Below are 22897 nucleotides of genomic sequence, written 5' to 3'. Positions count from 1 at the left end.
TTTCTGGTGACTTCGTGTATCGGCGCCGGGCTCAGCCGCCGACCGGCCAGCCTTCGACCAGCGGACGGGCGAGCTGCTCGCCCTCCTGCTGCCAGAACACCGGATCGGCCAGCTCGATGCGGCGGATCGCGTTGTCCATGTGGCTCTTGGCGGCTTCGCGCGCCCGCAGCGGATCGCCGGCCTCGATGGCCTCGACGATGCGCGCGTGCTCCTGCGCCACCTCGCGCGCGAAGTCGGCGCGGCGCGCCTCGTTGGCGCGCGTGACGCGAGTGGCGCCGTGCAGGAACTGCCGCAGGTACTGCAACGTGCCGATCAGGAAGGGGTTGCGCGCCGCCTCGGCGATGGCGCGGTGGAAGCGCACATCCTCGTCCGCGCCGTTGCCGCCCGCCTCGACCGCCGCGTGCAATGCGGCGATGGCGTCACGGATGCGCTGCACGTCTTCGTCCGTGCGGCGCTCGGCAGCCAGCGCGGCCACCTCGGCTTCGAGCGCGCGGCGCAGCTCGACCATCTGGATCACCGCTTCGCGCGAGGCCACATGCGGCATCTCGAAGCGCAGCGGCTCGACACCGGCGGCGCGCACATAGACGCCGCTGCCCTGGCGCGAATCGAGCAGCCCCAGCGACTTCAGCCGCGACACCGCCTCGCGCACCACGGTGCGGCTCACGCCGAACTGCTCGGCCAGCGCGGTCTCCGTGGGCAGCCGGTCCCCTTCGGACAAGCGCCCGCTGCGCACCTCGGCCGCAAGCGCATCGGCTACCTGGTCGGCCAGGCGGACGGCGGGGGCGATGGACTGGAAGCGGGCGGTCATGGGCGCGAAGGTGGTGGGCCTGCGACTCTAACGCAGGGCCCACCCCATCGCGGAACCCGCAGGAATTCAGCTCAGCGCGTGACGCGCGGCCTTCGCGATGCTCTGCGCATCGACGCCGAAGAAGCCGCGCAGCGCCGCACGCGTGTCGCTGCGGCCGAACCCGTCGGTGCCCAGCGTGATGTAGCGGCGGCCTTCGGGCAGGAAGGCGCGCACGCTCTCGGGCACGGCGCGCACGTAGTCGGTGGCGGCGATGATTGGAGCCTTTGCGGCACCGAGCTGCCGCGCGATGAATGGCGTGTCGGCCTTCTCGCCAGCCAAGGCGCGCTGCTCGCACGCCAGACCGTCGCGCGCAAGTTCGCTCCAGCTTGTCACGCTGAACACCTCGGCCTCGATGCCCTCGTCGGCCAGCAGCTGCGCGGCCTTGACGACCTCGGTGAGGATCGCGCCCGAGCCCATCAGCGTGACCTTCTTCTTCGCCTTGCCGCCCGATGCCGGCGCATAGGTGCCGAAGCGGTAGCAGCCACGCAGGATGTCGCCTTCCGCGCCGGCCGGCACGTCGGGCTGCGCGTAGTTCTCGTTCATGAGCGTGACGTAATAGAACACGTCCTGCTGCTCGACCATCATTTCGCGGATGCCCGCGTCGACGATCACCGCCATCTCGCCCGCGAAGGCCGGGTCGTAGGCCTTGCAGTTGGGGATGGTCGCGGCCACGAGGTGGCTGCTGCCGTCCTGGTGCTGCAGGCCCTCGCCGCCGAGCGTGGTGCGTCCCGAGGTGGCGCCCAGCAGGAAGCCACGCGCACGCTGGTCGGCCGCGGCCCAGATCGCGTCGCCCACCCGCTGGAAGCCGAACATCGAGTAGTAGATGTAGAACGGCAGCATCGCCAGGCCGTGCACGCTGTAGCTGGTGGCCGCGGCCGTCCAGCTCGCGATGGCGCCGGCCTCGCTGATGCCCTCTTCCAGGATCTGCCCATCGGTGGCCTCGCGGTAGCTCAGCACCGAGCCGATGTCCTCCGGCGCATAGCGCTGGCCCACGCTCGAATAGATGCCGACCTGCTTGAACAGGTTGGCCATGCCGAAGGTGCGCGCCTCGTCGGCCACGATGGGCACGATGCGCGGGCCCAGGGCCTTGTCCTTCATGAGGTTGCCCAGCATGCGCACGAAAGCCATGGTGGTGCTCATCTCCTTGCCGCCCGCGACGGTGGCGAACTGCGCGTAGCTAGCGATGTCGGGCTTGGCGACCACCTCGCAGGCGGTCTCGCGGCGCGGCATGGCGCCGCCGAGGGCCTCGCGGTGCTGGCGCAGGTAGCGCATCTCGGCGCTGTCCTCGGCGGGACGGTAGAAGTCCATCGCGGTGGCCTGCGCGTCGGTCAGCGGCAGGTTGAAGCGGTCGCGGAACTCGATGAGGTCCACGTCGCCCATCTTCTTGTGCGAGTGCGTGGTCATCTTGCCCTGCGCGGCGCTGCCCATGCCGTAGCCCTTCTTGGTGTGGGCGAGGATCACGGTGGGCTGGCCCCGGTGCGCTGCCGCGGCGGCATAGGCGGCGTGGATCTTCACAAGGTCGTGGCCGCCGCGCTTGAGGCGGTCGATCTGCTCGTCGGTCATGCCTTCGGCCAGGCGCGCGAGCTCGGGGTTCTGGCCGAAGAAGTTGTCGCGGTTGAAGCGGCCGTCCTTGGCGGCGAAGGTCTGCATCTGGCCGTCGACGGTGTTGGCGAAGACGCGCGCCAGCGCGCCGCTCGCGTCCTGTGCGAAGAGGCCGTCCCAGTCGCTGCCCCACACGAGCTTGATGACGTTCCAGCCCGCGCCCGCGAAGAGCTTCTCGAGCTCGTCGATGATGCGGCCGTTGCCGCGCACCGGGCCGTCCAGGCGCTGCAGGTTGCAGTTGACGACCCACACGAGGTTGTCGAGCTTCTCGCGCGCGGCCAGCGTCAATGCGCTCATCGACTCGGGCTCGTCCATCTCGCCGTCGCCGAACACGCCCCACACCTTGCGGCCTTCGCAGTTCAGCAGGTTGCGGTGCGTGAGGTAGCGCATGAAGCGTGCGTGGTAAATCGAGCTGATGGGGCCGATGCCCATCGAGCCGGTCGGGAACTGCCAGAAGTCCGGCATCAGGTACGGATGCGGATAGCTGCACAGGCCGCGCGCGCCGCTGCCGTCGGTGAAGGCGGGTGCGGTGAGCTCCTGGCGGTAGTGCTTCAGGTCTTCCTCGCTCAGGCGGCCTTCGAGGTACGCGCGGGCGTACACGCCCGGTGCGCTGTGCGGCTGGAAGAACACGAGGTCGCCGCGATGGTGCTCGCTGCGCGCATGGAAGAAGTGGTTGAAGCCGGTCTCGAACAGGTCGGCCGCGCTCGCGTAGCTTGCGATGTGGCCGCCGAGCTCGCCGTACGCCTGGTTGGCCTTGGCCACCATCGCGAGCGCGTTCCAGCGCATCAGCGAGGCGAGCTTCTCCTCGATGGCGAGATCGCCCGGGAACGGCGGCTGGTCTTCCACCGCGATGGTGTTGACGTACGGCGTCGCCAGCTCGGGCTGCCAGCCAATGCGCTGCTGCCGCGCGAGGCGGGCCAGTTCGGCCAGCATCTGCCTGGCGCGCTGCGGCCCCTGCGTTTGCGCCAGCGCCACGAAGGCGTCGCGCCACTCGGCGGTCTCGGCGGGGTCGGGGTCGTGCGAGAGCTGCGTTTCATCCAGCAGCAGGGCGCGCATCTGGTCGGGCGAAATCGGGGCGTTCATGACGGCACTTTAGGCCGCAGTGAGCAAAATTAGCTACCGGCAGCGCCAAGCCCATGCGGCCGTCGCAGCATAAAATTCCGTCAAATTCAATCCATACGGCATTTCATGCAACTCGACGCCATCGACCTGCGCATCCTGGACGAGCTTCAGCGCGACGGCGCGCTGTCGAACGTGGAGCTGGCGCGACGCGTGCACCTCTCGCCGTCGCCCTGCCTGTCGCGCGTGAAGGTGCTGGAGGCCAACGGCGTGATCGACCGCTACGTCGCCCTCGCCAGCGCCAAGGCACTGGGCCTGGGGCTCAACGTGTTCATCTCGATCAGCCTCACCACGCAGAGCAAGCAGTCGCTCGCCGACTTCGAGCAGCGCATCGCCGAGCACGACGAGGTGATGGAGTGCTACCTGATGACGGGCGACAGCGACTACCTGATCCGCATCGCGGTGGCGGACATGGCGGCGCTGGAGAAATTCATCCTGGAGCAACTCACGCCGATTCCGGGGATCGAGAAGATCCGCTCCAGCTTTGCGCTGAAGCAGGTGAGATACAAGACGGCGCTGCCGTTGCCGAGGGAGTAGGCACTCCCCCGGGGCTTCGCGCACTTCGTGTCGCTGCGCCCCCCTCGCCGGGGGCGACACCTGCGGCCCGGCGAAGCCGGTTCCGCGGTGTCTCCCGGAAGAGGCAGGTTGTTGCGCCGATCAGAGGCCGATCAGGCCGCCGTCGTTCTTCGTGATGACGATGGTCGCCGAGCGCGGGCGGGCGTTGCCGCCATCGGGCCAGTGGCTGAGGAACTTCGTCGGATCCGAGATGTTCGTGCTGGCCGTGTTCTCACCCGGGTGCTGGATGTTCACGAACAGCGCGCGGCCGTCGCCGGATTCGGCGATGCCGGTGATCTCGCAGTCGATGGGACCGACGAGGAAGCGGCGCAGGCCATCGGTTCCGGGGGCCTTGCCGATGAAGGTAGCCTGAGTTGCGGTGGTGGAACCGTCGACGTTGGTGATGGTCTTCGCGCCGCCGTCGCCGACCTTGCCCGGCAGGGCGGCCAGCAGCATGCAGTTGGTCACGTCGGTGTACGCGCCGTCGTCGGTCTCCAGCCACAGCAGGCCGGGAGCGGCCTGGCTGAACCACATGCCGTCGGGGCTGGAGAAGTCGTTGTCGGCGCCGAGGGCGGACAGGTTCACGTCGGCCGATGCAGTCGAACGAGCACCGAACAGGTACACGTCCCACTTGAAGGTCACCGCGGTCGGGTCGCCGTTGGTGTCGGCAAAGCGCACGATGTGGCCGTTCGGGTTGCCCTTCTGGTCCGCGCCGGTGGTCGTCTTGTCGTTGTAGAAGCGCGGGTTGGCGGCGTCGGTCTTGCCGATCGGGCGCGAGTTGGCGTTGGTGTTGGTCAGCGTGACGTAGACCTCGCCGGTCTTCGGGTTGACGGCCGTCCACTCGGGGCGGTCCATCTTGGTAGCGCCGGCGGCGTCGGCGGCGTGGCGCGCATTGACCACCACGTCGGCCGCGTCGGCGAAGGCATAGGCGGAGTAGCTCGCGGTGATGTTGTTGATGCCGAGCTTCAGTTCGAGCCAGTCACCCGTGCCGTCGGCTTTGAACTTGGCGACGTAGAGTTTGCCGTCGTCCATGTACTTGTCGCCAGCAGCCATGCCGCCGCCGATGTCGGCCGCGTCCCAGTTCTTCGTGGAGACGAACTTGTAGATGTACTCGTTGCGCGAATCGTCGCCCATGTACCAGACCAGCGGCTTGCCGACCACGACCGGGCCCAGGCAGGCACCTTCATGGCCGAAGCGGCCCAGCGCAGTGCGCTTCTTCGGCGTGCTCGACGGGGTGAACGGATCGATCTCGACCACCCAGCCGTAGGTGTTGGAGCCGTTGCGGTAGTCGTCGGCGGCGGTGGCGCCGAGGACTTCGGTGTTCCAGCGGGCGTGGATGTCGTCGCCACCGGCAACAGTGGCCCAGAGTTCGCGGCCGGTGCCGGTTTCCGCTCCCGTCTTGCTGTCTATCCCTCCGATGCCGTAGCGCTTGAAGGAAGCCAGCTCCTTGGCTGTGCGGTTGGTGTCATCAGTGCCCGTGATGCGACGGAAGTAGCCGGCCCAGTTCTCTTCGCAGGTCAGGTAGGTGCCCCAAGGCGTGGTGCCGTTGGCGCAGTTGTTGAGCGTGCCCCGGGTCTTGCTGCCGTCGGCCGAGTACTTGGTCTTCACGTAGTCGGTCTTGGCGGCCGGACCCGAAAGGGTCATTTCTGTGAGCGTGTGGACGCGGCGGTTGAAGCTCGAGTCCTGCTTGTAGCTCCAGGTGCTGCCGCTCTTGTTGACCTCGATCACGCTCACGCCATGCAGGTAGAACTCGCGCAGCACTTCGTCGGCCACGGTGCGCGCGCCGCTGACGATGGTCTGGCCGGCGGGATGCAGGAACAGCGGCGTGATGGCTTCGTGGTTCATCACGAGCAGGCCGCGCGATGCGCCGGTGGCGTCCCACTTGTTCGACGCGTTCATGCCGAAGTAGGTCATGCCGTCGTGGTGGTCGCCCGCGCGGCGGTCGTAGGTGTCGGCTGCGTCGGTGCCGTCGTTCCTGTAGGCGGCCACGCTTGTGGCGATCGGATCGCCCAGGCGGTACAGCACGCTGGCGGTGTAGCCGGCGGGCACGGTCACGACGTCGGCGAGGCTCTTGGCAACGGCATTGAAGCCGAGCTTCATCGGCGCGGGGCTGGGCGCCGGAGTGGGCGCGGGCGCCGGGGCAGGCGCCGGAGCCGGAGGAAGGACGGGGAAGGCAGTACCCCCGCCGCCACCGCCGCCGCATGCCTGGAGCAGCGCGGTGCCGGCGGTGCCGACGCCCAGGCCGAACAGGTGGCGACGGCTCAGGCGCGAGGCGATCAGGTCGGTGAAGGAGGGGTTCGACGTGGTGTTGGTGCCGATGTCTTCGATTTCGACCGGGCGATCGTCGGAGCGGGTGTTTGCGGTCATGCGCAATGTCTTTCTTCGTGGGTTGGGGAAAAACCAGCCCGCGAAGTTAGGCACTTCGTATGACGACTCCGTGAATTGATCAGCCTCCAGTCAGGTTAAATCAGGTCTTTTCAGAAACCCTTCATCGAAACCTGGTCCGGATCTGCCCGCCTGGCGATTCAGGGCGCAGGCAACTGCCGCGGCCACAGCGCCCACAGCCGCAGCGGCTGGTTCATGCTCGCCGCGAAGCGGCCGGCCTCGGCGCCGGTGCCCGCGAAGTAGTCGGCGCGCACCGCGCCGAGGATGGCGCTGCCGGTGTCCTGCGCCACCACCAGCTTCTGCAGCTGCGCCGCCGGTCCGCTGGAGGCCAGCCACACCGGCGTGCCGTAGGGAATGCTCTCGCGGTCCACCGCGATGGAGCGGCCGGCCGTGAGCGGCACGCCCTGCGCACCGCGCGGGCCGAATGCGGCATCGACCTCGCTCATCGTTTCCTCGCGGAAGAACACGTAGCGCGGGTTGCTCCACATCATCTGCGCCACGCGCTGCGGGTTCTGCGCGGCCCAGGCCTTGGTGTCGTCGGGCCACTTGCCGACCTTGGTCACGCCCTGGCTGACGAGCCACTGCTGCACGCTGCGGTAGGGCTGCTCGTTGGTGGCCGAGAAGGCCATGCGCACGGTGTGCTGCCAGCCGTTGGCCTCGGTGATGCGCAGCCGGCCGGAGCCCTGGATGTGCAGCATCAGCGCGTCGATCGGGTCGGCCATCCAGGCGATCTCGCGTCCGCGCAGCGCGGCCTGTGCCTCGGGCAGGGTCTCGATCTCCTGGCGCGTGTACCAGGGGCGGCGCGGCACGAGGCCGTCGGGCGCCTGGTAGATCGGCACGTTGAAGGTGGCGGTGGGCACGCGCGAGGCCTCGTACACCGGCTCGTAGTAGCTGGTGAGCTTGCCCTCGATCTGGCCATTGAGCGCCTCGACGCGATAGGGCTGCAGCCGCTCGGTCATCCACTGGCGCTGCTCTTCGGGGGTGGCGATGGCGAGCTGGCGCACGTCGCGGCACAGCGGCGCGAAGGCGGCGTTGGGGCGCGAGCAGTTCGCCAGCAGCGCGATCCACGCCTCGTGCAGCGGGTCTTCGCCGAAGCCGGGCAGCTCGCCCCAGCCGACAGGCACCCACCGGCTCTTGGGGTGTGCGAGCGAGCCTGTGAGCGGACCGAGGTCGCGTGGCTGGCTGACAGGGGGGCGGATAGGCGGCTCGGGGGTGCGCGGGCCGGTGGAACAGGCGGCGAGCGTTGCTACGATCACAAGCCCGACCAGCCACTGGAGTCCATTTCTCATGGGTTTGATTCTGCTTGAAGCCCTCGCCGCAGGACTCGTGTTCATCCTGATCATCTGGTGGACCATGTTTTCCGGGCGCAACAAGGGTGAATTGCACGATGACGGCGACGAGCCCGAAGCCGGCCGCGTTACCGAAGAAGGGAAGCGCCCGCCCGAAGCGTGAATTGCTCGTGCAGTCCCCTGCCGCTGCGCACTGTCGGACAACCACTCCATTGCTATTACTTTGGTAGCAATCATCGCAGCATTCATGCGCGATGACGAAACTTTTCTTATTTTCCGTAGGGCTTTGAGCCCGTACCATCACGCACTCCCCGAAGGCTAAGCTGTGCCGCCTGATCCAACCTTGAAAGGGAACGCCATGAAAAAGTTCGTACTCGCCACCACCGCCGCCGCGCTCGTCCTGTCCGGCTGCGCGGGCGGCATGACCGACACGCAGCGCAACACCGGCATCGGTGCCGGCATCGGTGCGCTTGGCGGCGCCGCGATCGGCTCGGCCACTGGCGGCAACCGCGGCGCCATCGGCACCGGTGCGGTGGTCGGCGCGGCAGCCGGCGCGCTGGGCGGCTACCTGTGGTCGCAGCGCATGGAAAACCAGAAGCGCCAGATGGAGGCCGCCACCCAGGGCACCGGCGTGGCCGTGACGCAGACGCAAAACAACGAGCTGAAGCTGCAGATTCCGAGCGACGTGTCCTTCGACGTGGGCCGCGCCAACATCAAGCCAAATTTCGCGCCGGTACTCGACCAGTTCGCCAGCGGCCTGCGCGGCAACCCGAACGCCGAGGTGCGCATCATCGGCCACACCGACAGCACCGGCTCGGACGCCATCAACAACCCGCTGTCGGTAGAACGCGCCGCCAGCACCCGCGACTACCTCGTGGCGCGCGGCGTGAACGCTGCGATCTTCCGCATCGAAGGCCGCGGTTCGCACGAACCGATCGCCGACAACAACAGCGACGCCGGCAGGGCACAGAACCGCCGCGTCGAAATCTACGTGGGCGAGCGCGCGCCGCGAGGCTGACGATCTCCAGCACACGAAGGGAAACCGGCCGCGCTGAAAGGCCGGTTCCCGCCATCACCGTTCCATTGGTCCATTAAGAGGGAATCTCATGAGGAAGTTTGTTGTTTCTGGCGCGGCCGCCGCCGCGTTGCTGTTCATCGCGGGCTGCGCATCGCAGTCGGCGCCGCCGCCGGCCCCCGCGCCCGCAGTTGCTCCGGCCGCACCGGCCAACAGCTGGACAGCCCGCCTGGCCGCCCTGAAGACAGACCTCGAGACCTCCACCAAGGGCACGGGCGTCGTGATCGAGCAGACCGCCGACAACCAGCTTCACCTTGTGATCCCGAACGAGCTGTCGTTCGATACCGGCCGCGCCAACGTCAAGCGCAACCTGGCGCAGGTGCTCGACAAGGTCGCCGAAGGCCTGAAGAGCGCCACCGCCGCCAGCGTGCGCGTGGTCGGCCACACCGACAGCACCGGCAGCGAGGAAGGCAACGAGCGCCTCTCGGTGAGCCGCGCCGACAGCGTGCGCAACCACCTCGTGAGCCGCGGCGTCTCGACCACCGTCATCACCACCGACGGTCGCGGCTCGCGCGAACCGCTGGCGGACAACGGCACGGCAGCCGGCCGCGCGCAGAACCGCCGCGTGGAAATCTTCGTGGCGGAAAAGGGCTGACCCCCAGGCTTCGCGCACTTCGTGTCGCTGCGCCAACCCCCTTGCAGGGGGCAACACCAGCGGCCCGGCGAAGCCGGTTCCGCGGTGTTCCGCGAAGAATCCGGCGCTAGAGTTCTCGTAGACGGTTGGCCAGTTCGACGGCCGACTTCACTTCCATCTTTTCGAACACGCGCGCGCGGTGGACCTCCACCGTGCGCACGCTGATCGCGAGCTGGTCGGCGATGAGCTTGTTGGGCAGGCCCTCGATCACCAGCCGCATCACGTCGCGCTCGCGCTCGGTCAGCTCGCTGACGCGCTCGGCAAGGCCCCGGCGCGCGCGCTGCACTTCCAGCGCCTGGAGCGACGCGTTCAGCGCGTGCTCGATGCGGTCGACCAGCGCGTTGTCCGAAAAAGGCTTCTCGCAGAAATCGAAGGCGCCGCGCTTGACCGCGTCGACGGCCGTGGGCACATCGGCGTGGCCCGTGAGAAAGATCACCGGCATCGCCGGCAGCAGGCCGCGCTCCACGATGCGGTCGAACAGCACCAGCCCGCTGGTGCCGGGCATGCGCACGTCCAGCAGCAGGCACAGCGGCTGCTGCGGCAGCGGGCCCTGGTCGAGAAACTGCTCGAACGCCTCCGCGCTCGCGAAGTGCTCGCTGGCCAGCCGCCGCGAGCGCAGCAGCCAGGCCAGCGCCTCGCGCACGCTGGCGTCGTCGTCCACGATGAAGATCAAGCCGTCGATCAGCGGTTGCATGCCATGAAGTCCAGCAAAAAGTTGTTTGTCGTCCGAAGCGAGCTCAAGCCGCCGCCGGAAGCGTGAACCTGAACACCGTGCCGCGCGGTTTGTTGGGCTCGTACACCAGCGCCCCGCCGTGCTGCTCCACCACCGTGCGGCACAGGCTCAGGCCGAGCCCCATGCCGTCGGCGCGCGTGGTGAAGAAGGGCGTGAAGAGCCGCTCGGCCACATCCTGGCCGATGCCGCTGCCGAGATCGGCCACCGAGAACTCCAGCCAGCGCCGGCCGTCTTCCTGCACCGCACCGCCCACCGTCGTGGCACGCGCCACGCGCAGCCGCAGCACGCGGCTGCCGACATTGTCGGGGCTGTCCATGGCCTGCATCGCGTTGCGCGCGAGGTTCAGCAGCACCTGCTCGACCAGGGTGCGGTCGCACATGGCCGCGGGCAGCCGGTCTTCCAGCACCACCTCGATGATCACGCCCAGCTTGCGCGCCTGCAGCCGCACCAGCGGCAGCACCGCGTCGATCAGCGCCTGCGGCGCCACGGCCTCGCGCGTGCGGTCGCGCCGGCGCACGAAGTCGTGCACGCTGCGGATCACCTGGCCGGCTCGGTCGGCCTGCTCGGCGATGCGCTTCACCGCCATCGCCACCTCGCCCTGGTCGCCCCTGGCGTCGGGGCCCAGCAGATTGAGCGAGCCGCTCGCGTAGCTGGCAATGGCGGCCAGCGGCTGGGTCAGCTCGTGGCTCAGCAGCGAGGCCATCTCGCCCACCGTGGCCAGCCGTGCGCTGGCCTGCAGGCGCTCCTGGCTGGCGCGCGAGAGCTCCTCGATGCGGCGCTGCTCGCTCACGTCGATGAACGCGCTCATCCAGCCGGTCTGCACCTTGTGCGCGTTGATCAGCGGCGCCTCGAAGATCAGCACCGGAAAGCGCGTGCCGTCCTTGCGCATGAAGACCGATTCGAAGCCCTCGCGCGGCGGCATGCCGCCCGCGAGCCGGCGCGCCTGCCGCTGCTGGTACTCGTGGGCCAGCTCGGTGGGCCAGTAGGGCGCCTCCGCGTTGTCCGCCATGAGTTCCTCGGGGCTGAAGCCCACCATCTCGCAGAAGGCCGGGTTCACGTAGGTGATGCGGCCCTGCAGGTCGCGCGCGCGCAGGCCGGTGATGACCGAGTCTTCCATCGCCTTGCGGAAGGCCAGCGCGTCGGCCAGGTCGCGCTCGGCGCGCAGGCGCCGGCGCGTGTCGCGCGCCAGCAGCACCAGCACCGACACCAGTGCGATGGAGATCGCCGTGACCAGCGCCGTCAGCATGTTCGGGAACAGGTCGGGCGCCGCACGCCAGCCGTCCACGCGCAGCATCAGCGAGGTGCCCGGCAGGTCGATGAGCTGCTGCGAGGTGAACACGCGCGTGCCGGTGCGCCGCGAGCTGCCAAGCGCCACCAGCCGCGTGCCGTCGGCCTCGGTGAAGGCCACTTCCTGGCCGCGCGTGAGCGTGGGGCCGACCAGCTCGATCAGCGCGTCGCGCAGCGAATAGCTCGCCACCAGATAGCCGCCTGCGTCGATCGGCACGCACAGTTCCATCACCTCGATGCCGCCGCCGCCCGCGATGGGCACGTAGTGGCTCGGCGAATAGGCCGACGCGCCGAGCTTGCGCGCCGCGGCGCAGGCCAGCGACACGTCGGACTGATCGGGGCCGCGCGTGTCCTCGTCGAGCACGCGCATGCGGTAGGGCGTATTGACGGCCTGAAGCGGGCGCAGCGCGGAGTCGCGCCATTCGAGCCGCAGCCATTCGCGGTGCTCGCGCAGCAATGCCGAGGCCACCTCCGACCACTTCGCGGCATCGGCGCCCGGCGCCTGCGTGGCGCGCAGGCTCTGCGCGTTGCGCTGGAAGCCGCTGCGAAGGTCGGAGACCGCGTCGGCGGTGTCGCGATCGAGCGCGGCCTGCACCTGCTCGACCTCGTGCCGGCCCGCGAGCCACACCACCGTGACCAGCAGCACCGACACCAGCACCGCCAGCAGCAGCCACAGGAACCAGCGCTGCCACAGCGAGCGCAGCCGCGCATAGGCCAGCAGCGCCCATCGCTGCGGTGCAACGGTCAGCAGCGCATCAGACATACCGGCAACACCGCCGCACGCAAGGTACGTGGCTTGTTCCAGGAACACCGCGGAACCGGCTTTGCCGGGCCGCAGGTGTTGCCCCCTGGAAGGGGGTTGGCGGCCACACGAAGTGGGCAAGCCTGGGGGTCATTCCTAGATCACGCTGTGCGAGAGCACGGGCAGTTGAGTGCGCGTGCTCTGCACCTTCGCGGCATCGATGTCGAACAGCACCACGCCTTCTTCGGTGGCCTGCTGCGCCACCACCGTGCCCCAGGGGTCGACGATCAGCGACTGGCCCCAGGTCTGGCGGCCGTTCTCGTGCGTGCCGCCCTGCGCGGGCGCGACCACCCAGGCCAGGTTCTCGATGGCGCGGGCGCGCAGCAGCACCTCCCAGTGCGCGGCGCCGGTGGTGCGGGTGAAGGCGCTGGGCACCAGCAGCAGGTCGGCGCCCTGTTTGGCGAGCGCGCGGTACAGCTCGGGAAAGCGCAGGTCGTAGCACACGCTCATGCCCACGCGCCAGCGGTGGCCGTCGCGCGAGGGCAGCTCGAACACCACCGGCTTCGCACCGGGCGCGATGACGCGGCGCTCGTCGTAGCGCTCGGTGCCGTTGTCGAAGAAGAAGAGATGGATCTTGTCGTAGCGCGCCACGCAGCGGCCGTCGGGCGAGAAGGCCAGCGAGCTGTTGAACACGTGCTCGGCATCGGTGCTCTCGATGGGCAGCGTGCCACCGACGATCCACAGCCCGAACTCGCGCGCCGCATCGGCCAGGAAGCCCTGCACCATGCCCGCGCCGGCGGTTTCGCGCAGGCCCAGCTTGTCGGTGTCGCGCGCGCCCATCATGCAGAAGTACTCGGGCAGCACCGCGAGCTCGGCACCGGCCGTGGCGGCCTGCGCGAGCAGGTCGTGGGCGCGCGCGAGGTTGGCTTCGCGGGCGATGGCCGACACCATCTGGATGGCTGCGACTTTCATTGCTTGTTCTCCGTTTTCTTGCCGTCGTCCGCGGTCTGCGAGGCGGGCGGCAGGCCGGGCGCGCCGGGAATGCTCTGCGGCAGCAGCTGCAGCGTGCGCGGCACCTTCGCTATTTTGGGGTCGGTCCAGGTGCCCTCGATGTGGAACTCCTGCGTGGCCGCGGCCGCGAGCGGCTTGCTCAGCACCCACTGCGCAAGAAAGGTGCCCAGGCCGATGGCAGGGTTGATGGCAGTGGCCACCAGCGCCGCGGTGCCGGCGTTGATCTCGGGCACCACCACCACGCGCAGGTTCTGCGTCTCGCGCACGATGTCGGCCGAGCCGTCCATCAGCGCGGCGGCGTTGACGCCCTTCATCTGCAGGTTGTTGGTGCTGGCGATGCCCTTGCTGATCTTCGCGTCGCCGCGGATGAAGTCGAAGGCGAAGCCTTCGCTGAACACGTCGCGGAAATCGAGCGTGAGCCGGCGCGGCAGCGCCTGCAGGCTCAGCACGCCCAGCAGCTTGGCCAGGCCGGGGTCGGCCTTGAGGAACTGGCCCTGCTCCACGTCGACCTGCAACTGCCCGCCCAGGCTCGGGTAGTCGAGCGAGAAGGGCGAGCCGCGCCAGTTGACGTCGCCCTCCATCCGCCCGCGCCCGCGCCGCAGCACGCCCGGCATGCCGAAGCGCGTGAGCAGCTCGCCGGCATCGGCGACGTCGAGCCTGAAGGTCATGGCGGTGCGGCGCTGGCCGGCCGGCGCGCCGGGCACCGCGGCCCAGGTGCCCTTGGCCGCGAAGCTGGCCTCGGGCATGGTGAAGGTCAGCTTGTTGAGCAGCCATTCGCGGCCCGCGCCGCCGCGGTTGACCGCGTCGATCTCGGCGCGGCCCAGGCGCTTGCCCAGCAGCTCGAAGTCGTCGATGACGATGTCCAGCGCCGGCAGGTTGCCGGGCTGCTCGTCGAGCAGGGTCTCGACCTGCGTGGCCTCGGAGGGCGCGATCTTCAGCCGCGCGAGCCGCGCGTAGAGGCGCCCGGCCTGCGCATGGCGGTACTCGGCATAGCCGCTGAGTTCGGTGGCGTCGACGTTGGCGCGCCAGACGCTGCCCTCGCGCGTGCCGCCGAGCACCACGTTGTGCAGCGTGCGGCCCGCGATGCCCAGCTGCTGCGCGCGCACCGCGATGCGCGTGGGCAGGTAGGCCATCGACGGATCGTCGGGGCGCTCGGGGGCATCCGCGCTCGTGCCGGTGGCCTCGCCCAGCAGGGCCTGCCAGGCCGCCATGTCGAGCTTGGCGACGTTGACGTTGGCGAACACACCCTTGTCGGGCAGGCTTGCCGTCTCGCCCTGCGCCAGCCCCACGCCGATGCTGCCGCGCAGCACGCGTGCCTCGTTGCCCACGAGGTCGCGTACGTACTGGATGGCGCCGACGCGGCCGAGGTCCAGCGAGAGCTGGTCCTGCGTGGCCACCGTCGCGCCGTGCTTCGTGGTCTCGCGCGCGAGCACCTTCTTCTCGATGCGCAGCGGCATCTGTTCCTCGGCCGTCTTCACCAGCGGCGGCGGCAGCTGCAGCGCCAGGCCCTGCAGGCTGCTGGTGAGGGAGAACTCGGGCGCGCCGTCGCGCACCGAGAAGGTGGCGGCATAGGGCGTGCTGCCGGTCGCCTTCTTCGCCAGGCGCGCGAGCCAGTCGACCTCGCGCGCGCCGCGCAGGCCGTCGGCGGTGGCCGTGCCCTGGGCCTTCAGCGCGACCTCGCGATTGGGGCCGCTGAAGCGGCCGCGGCCTTCGACGCGGATGTCTCCGCCCAACAGCCTGGCCTGCACGCCTGCCAGCGAGAAGCCGGTCTCGGTGAAGTTGACGGTGCCCTTCGTCTGCGTGAACGAAGGCGCCTGGGGCACCACCTGCAGCTCGTTGTCGGCCAGTGCCACGCTGGCCTGCACCTTGGCGTTGTCCATGGCTTCCAGCGGCAGCTCGAGGTGCAGCCTGTAGTCGGCCGAACCGGTGGCGCGCGCGGCCTGCATGATCTCGCCCACGCCGCCCGGCTCGAGGCCTGCCAGCGGCGCGCCCGCGCGCAGCACCTCGCCCAGCGGGCCCTTGGCCTGCACGTCGACGCGAAGCACCTGCGCGTGGTGCGACAGCTCCGGAATCAGCGCCTCGCCCTTGGTCACCTCGACGCCGTTGGTGCCGGCCAGGCGGCCGCGCGCGTTGCGCACCAGCATGCTGTCGCGCTCGAACACCAGCTCGCCCGACAGGCCCGTGAGCGCAGGCCAGACGCGAGAGGGCGTGCCGTTGCGCGAAGGCGCGGCGTTGGTGATGGAGGGCGGCGCGTAGGCGTAGTTGACGTCCGACACCTTGGCGACGATGCGGAAGTCGCCCTGCTTCGGGTCCTTAAACGGCATGTCGTGCAGGTCGCCGCGCACGCGGAAGTCGACGCTGCTCGCGACGCCCTTGGTGACGGCCTCGCGCACGTAGTCGCGCGTGTGCTGGGGAATGTCCATCGGCAGGTAGCGGAACACGCGCGTGCCGTCGGCGCGCGTGAGCTTGCCCTGCAGGTCGAGCACGCCCGGAAAGCGTGACTTGCTGCTCGAGGTGGCCGGATCGCTGGTACGCCAGCTGGCCTGGGCCTCGCCCTCGGCGTCGACGTTGGCGAAGCTGAGCTTGGACATCTGCAGCTGGGCGTTGCCATTGCCGCTGTCGAGCTTCCATTGCAGCTGCGTGGAGAGACGATCGACGGGAATGACCGGCTCCTCGAACACGCCGGGGAATTCGAGCGTGCCCTTCGCAATGGCGAGCGTGGCGGTGCCGCCGGTGTGGGTGGCGTCGAAGTCGACGGTGGCGCCGCTCAGGCCGGGGGTGCCGGTGTGGATCCTGTGCGGTGCCGTGGTGGTGGTGGCGGCGGTCGTCGTTGCCGTTGTTGCAGCGGGCGTCGCTGCATCGGCCGCCGCCGGCTGGGAAGCGATGCGCAGCCCGCTGACCCGGCCCTTGGCCTGGTAGCGGGTGGGCGCGCCCAGCGAGCCCTGCCAGTTCAGGTCGACGTGCTCGACCAGGCCGCGCGGCCCGTAGCTGTCGAGCAGGCGGTGCGTGGCGTCGCCCAGCGGCAGCCGGTCGGCGATGAGGGCGAGCGCGGCCAGGTCGAGCCGGTCGGCGCGCAGCGCGCCGTGCTCGGGGGTGCGGCCCCTGGCGGGCGTGTGCTGCAGCCAGAGGTTGCCGCCGGGCCAGCGCAGGCCGTCGGTGGTGTCGAACTGCAGCGCGGTGGTGGCGAACTCCAGCGTCTCCTCGGTGAGCTGGCCCGAGAGTCGGCCCGTGACGGCGCGCAGCACCAGCGGCTGCAGGCCCTTGTCGAGCGAGACGTCGACCTTGTCGAGCCCGAGGTCGGCCGCGCCGCCGACGACCTGGCCGTCGTCCACGTCGGCCCACAGTCGCAGCGCGCCGTTGCCTTCGCGGATGCGCGCGTCGAGCGAGACGTACTGGCCGAGCCGGGTGACGTCGATGTAGGGCAGGTCGACATAGATCTGGCCGTCCCAGGTCTGCCAGTGGCCGCTGCGGATGGACAGCAGAGGCTGGCGGAACTGGCCGCGCAGCGTGAAGCGCTCGCCCCAGCCGGCAGGCGGCGTGGCGTCCAGGCGCAGGCCGTGGCGCCGGGCGCTGTTGCGCGCGACGAAGCGCACGTCGGTCAGCAGCAGGGGCTCGGCCTGGCGCTGCTCGTCGGTCCAGCGCACGGTGCCGCCTTCGATGACCAGCTCGCGCTGCGCGAAAAACCAGTCGGCACCCCGGGTTTCTCCGGTCGTATCGGTGGCCATGTGCAAACCAGCCACATGGAGTTTTCCCTGAGAGTCGCGACGCACATCGAGCTGCGGGCGCTCGATGTAGAGCTGCTCGAAGTTGAGCCGCCAGAGCGAGCGCGGCGACACGCTGGCCACCACGCGCGCGAGGCGAAGGGCCTCGCGGTTGTCGGAATCCTGCAGCACCACGTCGCGCAGTTCGAAGGCCGGGAAAAGCCCTTCGGAGCGGGCGGTGATCGATCCGATGCGCACCGGCACGCCGATGGCCTTGCTAGCCTGCGCCTCCAGCGCGTCTCGGAAATCGCCGATTCGCGGCACAATCCACGCGTGTAGGACAACGACCGACAGCGCCAGCAGAAGCCATGCAGCGATCAACAGACCCAGCAGCCAGCGCGCCGTCACAGCGGTGATTTTGAGCAGACGTGAAGGGGAAGACGCCGTGTCGTTCATTGAGGATCGCGCTGTGTCCGGAATTATGACCGCCAGCTTTCAGACGGGTTCCACGGAAACCAGCATCGGTGTGAACCAGTTGCCAGACACCATTTCTCCCAATTCTTCGGCGCCGAAAGACGCCTTCTCTTCGTATTCGAGGTTCGTGCAGCGCCTGCGCCGCAGGTATGCAGCCGAGCTTTCATTGCTTCCCCCTGGCGCGCCGCGGCGCGAATCGATGACGGTGGCCTACGAGGCACTGCGCCAGCGCGGGGACGGCGTCGGCGACGCTCTGCGCATTGTGCGGCAGCTCGTGATGGAGCGGCTTGTAACTCTTGATTGCGACGAGCAGGCCCCGCTGGCCGTGGTGACCACCGCCGTCACCGAGCTGGCCGAGCTGGCGCTCGACATCGCGTGCCAGGAGGCCTGCCGCGAACTCGACGCGTCGCACGGCGCCCCGCTGGGCCCCGAAGGCCAGCGCGCGCAGCTGTGGATCGTGGGCATGGGCAAGCTCGGCGCACGCGAGCTCAACGTGTCGAGCGACATCGACCTGATCTACCTCTACGACGTCGACGGCGAAACCAGGGGCGACGCCGACGGGCGCGGCCGGCTGGCCAACCAGGAGTACTTCGCGCGCGCCGTGAAGCGCATCTACGCGCTGGTGGGCGACACCACCGAGCACGGCTTCGTGTTCCGCGTCGACCTGGCGCTGCGGCCCAACGGCAACTCGGGCCCGAGCGTGGTCTCGCTCGATGCGCTGGAAGAGTATTTCCAGGTGCAGGGACGCGAGTGGGAGCGCTTCGCCTGGATGAAGAGCCGCGTGGTCGCGCCGCGCGACATCGTGCTCGCAGGCCAGGCCCAGGCGCTGCGCGGCGCGGTGCTGCCCTTCGTGTTCCGCCGCTATCTCGACTACAGCGTGTTCGATTCGCTGCGGGTGCTGCACCGGCAGATCCGCGAGCAGTCGGCGCGCCGCAGCGCCGGACGCCCGGAGCGCGCCAACGACGTGAAGCTCTCGCGCGGCGGCATCCGCGAGATCGAGTTCACGGTGCAGTTGCTGCAGGTGGTCCGCGGCGGCCAGTTTCCGGAGCTGCGCACGCGGCCCACGCTCGACGCGCTGCAGCGCCTTGCGCGCGCCAACCTCATGCCGCAGGAAACGGCCGACGCGCTCGCCACGGCCTACGAGTTCCTGCGCCGCGTCGAGCACCGCATCCAGTACCTCGACGACCAGCAGACCCACGTGCTGCCGGTGTCCGACGACGACCTGCGCTGGATCGCCCAGAGCATGGGCTACCCCAGCTGCTGCCCCTTCCTCGAGCAGCTCGACACGCACCGCGAGTTCGTCGCGCAGGAGTTCGACAAGCTGCTGGGCGGCGAGAAGCCCTGCAACGGCAAGTGCAATGGCAAGAAGGCCGCCGCGCCCGCCGACCTGGCCGACCTCCTCGGCGACCTGCCCCCGATGTTCGCCGAGCGCATCCGCGACTGGTGCGAGCAGCCCCGCGTGCTGGCCCTGCGCGAGGAAACCCGCGCGCGCCTGCGCCAGCTGGTGCAGCGCACCGGCCAGTGGCTGAAGGAACCCGATGGCGACGGCGCGGGCCAGACCCCGCGCCATGTCGACGCTGCCATGCGCTGGGCCGACTGGATCGAGCCGCTGCTGCGCCGCGAGAGCTACCTGGCGCTGCTGGTCGAGCGCCCCGCCGTGCAGGAACGCCTGCTGCGCCTGCTGGGCGCCGCCAAGTGGCCCGCACGCTACCTGATGCAGCACCCCGGCGTGATCGACGAGCTCGCGAGCGACGAGATGCTCTCGGGCCGCTTCGTCGCGGCCGAGTTCGAGCGCGAACTCGACGCGCGCCACGCATCGCTCACCCGTACCGGCGAAGCCGACGAGGAGCGGCTGCTGAACCTGCTGCGCCACGCACACCACGCCGAGGTGTTCCGCACGCTGGCGCGCGACGTGGACGGCCGCCTCACCGTCGAGCAGGTGGCCGACGACCTCAGCGCGCTGGCCGACGCCACGCTGCGCGTGACCGCCCGCTGGTGCTGGCCGCACGTGCGCAACCGGCATCGCGAGGTGCCGCAGTTCGCGATCATCGGCTACGGCAAGCTGGGCGGAAAGGAGCTGGGCTACGGCAGCGACCTCGACATCGTGTTCGTCTACGACGACGACGACGAGCGCGCCGGCGAGGTCTATGCGGCCTACGTGCGCAAGCTCATCAACTGGCTCACGGTGAAGACCCGCGAGGGCGACCTCTTCGAGATCGACACCGCCCTGCGGCCCAACGGCAACTCCGGCCTGCTGACCACCAGCTTCGAGGCCTACGAGAAATACCAACTCGGCCGCGGCAGCAACACCGCGTGGACCTGGGAGCACCAGGCCATGACGCGCGCGCGCTTCGTGCTGGGCAGCGAGGACCACGGCGCCGAGTTGGGCGCGCGCTTCGACCAGGTGCGCGAGGCCGTGCTGGTGGCGCCGCGCGACCGCGAGGCGCTGAAGGCCGAGATCATCGCCATGCGCAACAAGCTGCGCGGCGCGCGGCCCGTGAAGGCCGACCGCTTCGACGTGAAGCACAGCCCCGGCGGCATGGTCGATGCCGAGTTCGCGGTGCAGTTCCTGGTGCTGTCGTCCTCGGGCGAGCATCCGGAGCTGATTCCGAACGTGGGCAACATCGCGCTGCTGCTGCGCGCCGAACTGGCCGGGCTGCTGCCCGAAGGCGTGGGCCGCAGCGCGGCGCGGGCCTATCGCGAGCTGCGCCGCGTGCAGCACCGCGCGCGACTCAACGAAGAGCCCACGCAGGTCACGCCGCCCGCGCTGGCAGCCGAGCGCGACGCCATGCTGGCGCTGTGGAAGGCCGTATTTGGCTGAGGGAACCCGTTCCCCGGCCACCACCGCGCTGGCGGCGTGCGCGGTAGCCGTCGCCGTTCTTCTTGCGGGCTGTGCCAGCGGTCCGCGCAGCGGCGGCGGCGTGGCCAGCGGCCGCGACGGCCCCGGCACCAACATTCCGCCCGACCTCGCCAGCGTGCCCGACGCCGAGCCCCGCGTCGAGCCCATCCGCAGCATGGGCGGCACCAGCAAGCCCTACACGGTGCTGGGCCGCGGCTATGTGCCGATCACCGACGACCGGCCGTTCCGCGAATCGGGGCTGGCCTCGTGGTACGGGCGCAAGTTCCACGCGGCGTCCACGTCCAGCGGCGAGCCCTACGACATGTACGCCATGACGGCCGCGCACAAGACGCTGCCGCTGCCGAGCTATGTTCGGGTGCGCAATCCGGCCAACGGGCGCGAGGTGATCGTGCGCGTCAACGACCGCGGGCCCTTCGTGGACGGACGCATCATCGACCTGAGCTACACGGCCGCGCTCAAGCTCGACCTGCTGCGCGGCGTAGCGCCGGTGGAGATCGAGCGGATCACGAACGACGACATCCGCACGGGCGCATGGCGGCGCGATTCGGGGACTGCGTATGCGGCGGCTCCGGTTCCGGCTGCTGTTCCTGCTGCCGTTCCTGCGCCCGTGCGTGTGCCGTCGGCGCGCGTGCCACAACAACCGGTGCAGGTGCCGGCCGAATGGACGGCGCCCGTCGCAGCAGCGGGCAACGATGCATCGCAGGTTTCGACGATGCCGGTGGCGCCGCAGACGCCGATGGCCGCTGCACTGCCGCCCGGGGCAGAGTCCGAATCGGCGCAGTCGCCGCCATCGATTCCGCCCTCTCGGCAGGCCATCGTGGTCAATGACCTGGCGCCGCTGCAGGCTGCGCCGGCGTCACCCTCTCCTAGCGCAGCGCAACCCTCGGCGGCGCTGCCGGGCTTCTGGGTTCAGCTCGGCGCTTTTCGCGAGCGGGATGGTGCACAGAGCCTGCTGACCCAGGCCGCGCGCGGCGTACCTTCGCTGGCGTCGCAGCTGCGCGTGTTCAGCGAGGCCGGAACGCATCGGCTGCAGGCGGGGCCCTTTGCCTCGCGCAACGCGGCGGGCGAAGTCATCGCCCAGCTGCGCGAGAGCCTGCACATCTCGCCGATGGTGGTGGAGCGCCGGTAGCAATCAGAGCAGCGGCTTGACCGCCACCGGCACGCCGCTGGCGACGTTGAGGCGGTTCCAGGTGTTGATCTGCGCGATCGCCACCGACAGCTCGGCAATTTCCAGGTCGCTGAAGTTGGCCTTGAGCGCCGCGAATTCGGCTTCGCGCGCGTCGTAGCGGTCGGCCAGCCGCGTGAGCGACTCGGCCCATGCCAGCGCGGCGCGTTCGCGCTCGTTGAAGAAGCTCACCTCGCGCCAGGTGGCGAGGCTGTTGATGCGCTGCCATTCCTCGCCCTGCTTGCGCAGGTCGCGCACGTGCATGTCGAGGCAGTAGGCGCAGCCGTTGATCTGCGAGACGCGGGCGTAGACGTAGTCGACCAGCACCTTGCCGAGCGTGCTCGACTCGATGGTGGCGTTGACGCCGAGGATGGCCTCGAAGGACTTCGGGACGAGCTTGAACCAGTTCAGGCGTGCGGTGGTGTTCATGGTTTGGTTTCTCCGGTGGGTTGCGATGGAATCGATCTGCTTACCTACCGAAGACGGGCGAGCCGGGCGCCCTGTGACACGCCGCGCGAATTATTTCGAGGAAAAGATCTGAGCGATGCGCGCGAGCTTGTCGGGGTTGCGCTGCGCGCGGATGCGCACGACGCGGTCGTTCTCGATCTCGAAGGTCTGGGCCGATTCGAGCTCGCCGTCCAGAAAGCGCAGCATGCCGGGCTCGCCGTTGATGTCGACGATCTCCATGCGCACCGCCGGGCCCATGCGGCGCCACAGCGAGTAGTAGAGCTGCGCGAGGCGCTGGCTGCCGCGCAGGATCTTGCTGAAGGTCTGCACCTTGCCGCCGCCGTCGCCGATGAGTTCGACGTCCTCGGACATCAGCGCCTTCAGCTCGTGCAGGCTGCCGCGCGCGGCAGCGTCGGCGAAGGCGCGCAGCAGGCGTTCGTGGGTCTCGCGCGGCACGGTGAAGCGCGGGCGCCCTTCCTGCACCTGGAGCTTGGCGCGGTGCACGATCTGGCGGCAGGCGGCCTCGGTCTTGCCGAGGGTGAGGGCGATCTCGCCGTAGTCGGCGTCGAACACCTCGCGCAGCAGGAAGGCGGCGCGTGCCTCGGGCGCAAGGCGCTCCAGCATGGCGAGAAAGGCGACGGAGATGTTGTCGGCGCGCTCGAGCAGCTGTTCGGGCGTGGCGGGCGAATCAGGCTGGCCGGTCAGCGTGGGCTCGGGCATCCAGGCGCCGATGTAGTGCTCGCGCTGGATCTTGGCGGCGCGCAGCCGGTCGATCGACAGGCGCGTGACCACGGTCACGAGCCAGGCTTCGGCGCTGTCGAGGGTGTCCCTGGCGGCTTCATGCCAGCGCAGCCAGGCGTCCTGCACGACCTCTTCCGCCTCGGCCATGGAGCCGAGCATGCGGTAGGCGATGCCCTGCAGGCGCGGGCGGTGGCGGTCGAAGGTGAGGGTTGCGTCGTCCATGCGGGAAA

At 69.6% G+C, this 22897-nt stretch carries 16 protein-coding genes; 6 read left to right on the top strand and 10 right to left on the bottom strand.

Going from position 1 to position 22897, the window contains the following annotated elements:
* Positions 1-31 precede the first annotated feature (31 nt).
* On the bottom strand, positions 32-808 hold the full coding sequence (locus EJP67_RS07545) for a FadR/GntR family transcriptional regulator (RefSeq protein ID WP_126021079.1): 777 nt from the start codon (positions 806-808) through the stop codon (positions 32-34).
* A 66-nt stretch (positions 809-874) separates the two neighbouring features.
* Positions 875-3532 carry an alpha-ketoglutarate dehydrogenase gene (gene mdeB, locus EJP67_RS07540; RefSeq protein WP_126021078.1) on the bottom strand — a complete coding sequence of 886 codons (2658 nt, stop codon included), beginning with the start codon at positions 3530-3532 and terminating at the stop codon, positions 875-877.
* A 105-nt stretch (positions 3533-3637) separates the two neighbouring features.
* Between mdeB and EJP67_RS07535 the strand changes: the two genes are divergently transcribed.
* On the top strand, positions 3638-4105 hold the full coding sequence (locus EJP67_RS07535; protein ID WP_126021077.1) for an Lrp/AsnC family transcriptional regulator: 468 nt from the start codon (positions 3638-3640) through the stop codon (positions 4103-4105).
* 120 nt (positions 4106-4225) lie between these two features.
* Here EJP67_RS07535 and EJP67_RS07530 read toward each other — a convergent pair whose 3' ends face one another.
* Both EJP67_RS07530 and mltA read right to left on the bottom strand, forming a co-directional pair.
* Positions 4226-6490 carry a PhoX family protein gene (locus EJP67_RS07530; RefSeq protein ID WP_126021076.1) on the bottom strand — a complete coding sequence of 755 codons (2265 nt, stop codon included), beginning with the start codon at positions 6488-6490 and terminating at the stop codon, positions 4226-4228.
* A gap of 158 nt (positions 6491-6648) precedes the next feature.
* Positions 6649-7797, bottom strand: a complete 1149-nt coding sequence (gene mltA, locus EJP67_RS07525) for a murein transglycosylase A (RefSeq protein WP_126021075.1) — start codon at positions 7795-7797, stop codon at positions 6649-6651.
* Between mltA and EJP67_RS33560 the strand changes: the two genes are divergently transcribed.
* From EJP67_RS33560 to EJP67_RS07515, 3 genes are all read left to right on the top strand, one after another.
* Positions 7796-7960: a hypothetical protein gene (locus EJP67_RS33560; protein WP_165909574.1), complete on the top strand. Its 165-nt coding sequence runs from the start codon at positions 7796-7798 to the stop codon at positions 7958-7960. The two genes, mltA and EJP67_RS33560, sit on opposite strands and share 2 nt — an antisense overlap.
* 195 nt (positions 7961-8155) lie before the next feature.
* Complete coding sequence (locus EJP67_RS07520; RefSeq protein ID WP_126021074.1) at positions 8156-8815, top strand: YiaD family glycine zipper/OmpA-like lipoprotein; 660 nt, start codon at positions 8156-8158, stop codon at positions 8813-8815.
* Positions 8816-8903: 88 nt separating this feature from the next.
* A complete protein-coding gene (locus EJP67_RS07515; protein ID WP_126021073.1) occupies positions 8904-9467 on the top strand; it encodes an OmpA family protein in 564 nt (187 codons plus the stop codon).
* 106 nt (positions 9468-9573) lie between these two features.
* Here EJP67_RS07515 and EJP67_RS07505 read toward each other — a convergent pair whose 3' ends face one another.
* The 4 genes from EJP67_RS07505 to EJP67_RS07490 form a co-directional block, all read right to left on the bottom strand.
* Positions 9574-10200, bottom strand: coding sequence for a response regulator transcription factor (locus EJP67_RS07505; RefSeq protein ID WP_126021072.1), 627 nt, complete (start codon positions 10198-10200; stop codon positions 9574-9576).
* 43 nt (positions 10201-10243) lie between these two features.
* Positions 10244-12289, bottom strand: coding sequence for a PAS domain S-box protein (locus EJP67_RS07500; RefSeq protein ID WP_126021071.1), 2046 nt, complete (start codon positions 12287-12289; stop codon positions 10244-10246).
* Between the two features lie 135 nt (positions 12290-12424).
* On the bottom strand, positions 12425-13240 hold the full coding sequence (locus EJP67_RS07495) for a carbon-nitrogen hydrolase family protein (protein ID WP_126021070.1): 816 nt from the start codon (positions 13238-13240) through the stop codon (positions 12425-12427).
* The gene (locus EJP67_RS07490; RefSeq protein ID WP_126021069.1) at positions 13237-17436 is read right to left on the bottom strand and encodes a YhdP family protein; all 4200 of its coding nucleotides are present in this window, start codon (positions 17434-17436) and stop codon (positions 13237-13239) included. Before EJP67_RS07490 ends, EJP67_RS07495 begins: the two co-directional genes overlap by 4 nt.
* Positions 17437-17461: 25 nt before the next feature.
* Here EJP67_RS07490 and glnE point away from each other — a divergent pair, with 25 nt between their 5' ends.
* Both glnE and EJP67_RS07480 read left to right on the top strand, forming a co-directional pair.
* A complete protein-coding gene (gene glnE, locus EJP67_RS07485; protein WP_126021068.1) occupies positions 17462-20275 on the top strand; it encodes a bifunctional [glutamate--ammonia ligase]-adenylyl-L-tyrosine phosphorylase/[glutamate--ammonia-ligase] adenylyltransferase in 2814 nt (937 codons plus the stop codon).
* Positions 20268-21443 carry a septal ring lytic transglycosylase RlpA family protein gene (locus EJP67_RS07480; protein ID WP_126021067.1) on the top strand — a complete coding sequence of 392 codons (1176 nt, stop codon included), beginning with the start codon at positions 20268-20270 and terminating at the stop codon, positions 21441-21443. Before glnE ends, EJP67_RS07480 begins: the two co-directional genes overlap by 8 nt.
* A 3-nt stretch (positions 21444-21446) precedes the next feature.
* Here the strand turns inward: EJP67_RS07480 and EJP67_RS07475 are convergent, their stop codons facing one another.
* On the bottom strand, positions 21447-21908 hold the full coding sequence (locus tag EJP67_RS07475) for a carboxymuconolactone decarboxylase family protein (protein ID WP_126021066.1): 462 nt from the start codon (positions 21906-21908) through the stop codon (positions 21447-21449).
* Between the two features lie 90 nt (positions 21909-21998).
* Positions 21999-22889 (bottom strand): RNA polymerase sigma-70 factor, encoded by an 891-nt coding sequence (locus EJP67_RS07470; RefSeq protein ID WP_126021065.1) that lies wholly within the window; start codon positions 22887-22889, stop codon positions 21999-22001.
* Positions 22890-22897 lie beyond the last annotated feature (8 nt).

The sequence above is a fragment of the Variovorax guangxiensis genome (assembly GCF_003952165.1).
GTDB classification, from domain to species: domain Bacteria; phylum Pseudomonadota; class Gammaproteobacteria; order Burkholderiales; family Burkholderiaceae_C; genus Variovorax; species Variovorax guangxiensis.
Note: the sequence above shows the minus strand (reverse complement) of the source record. Positions and strands in the feature narration are given on the sequence as shown.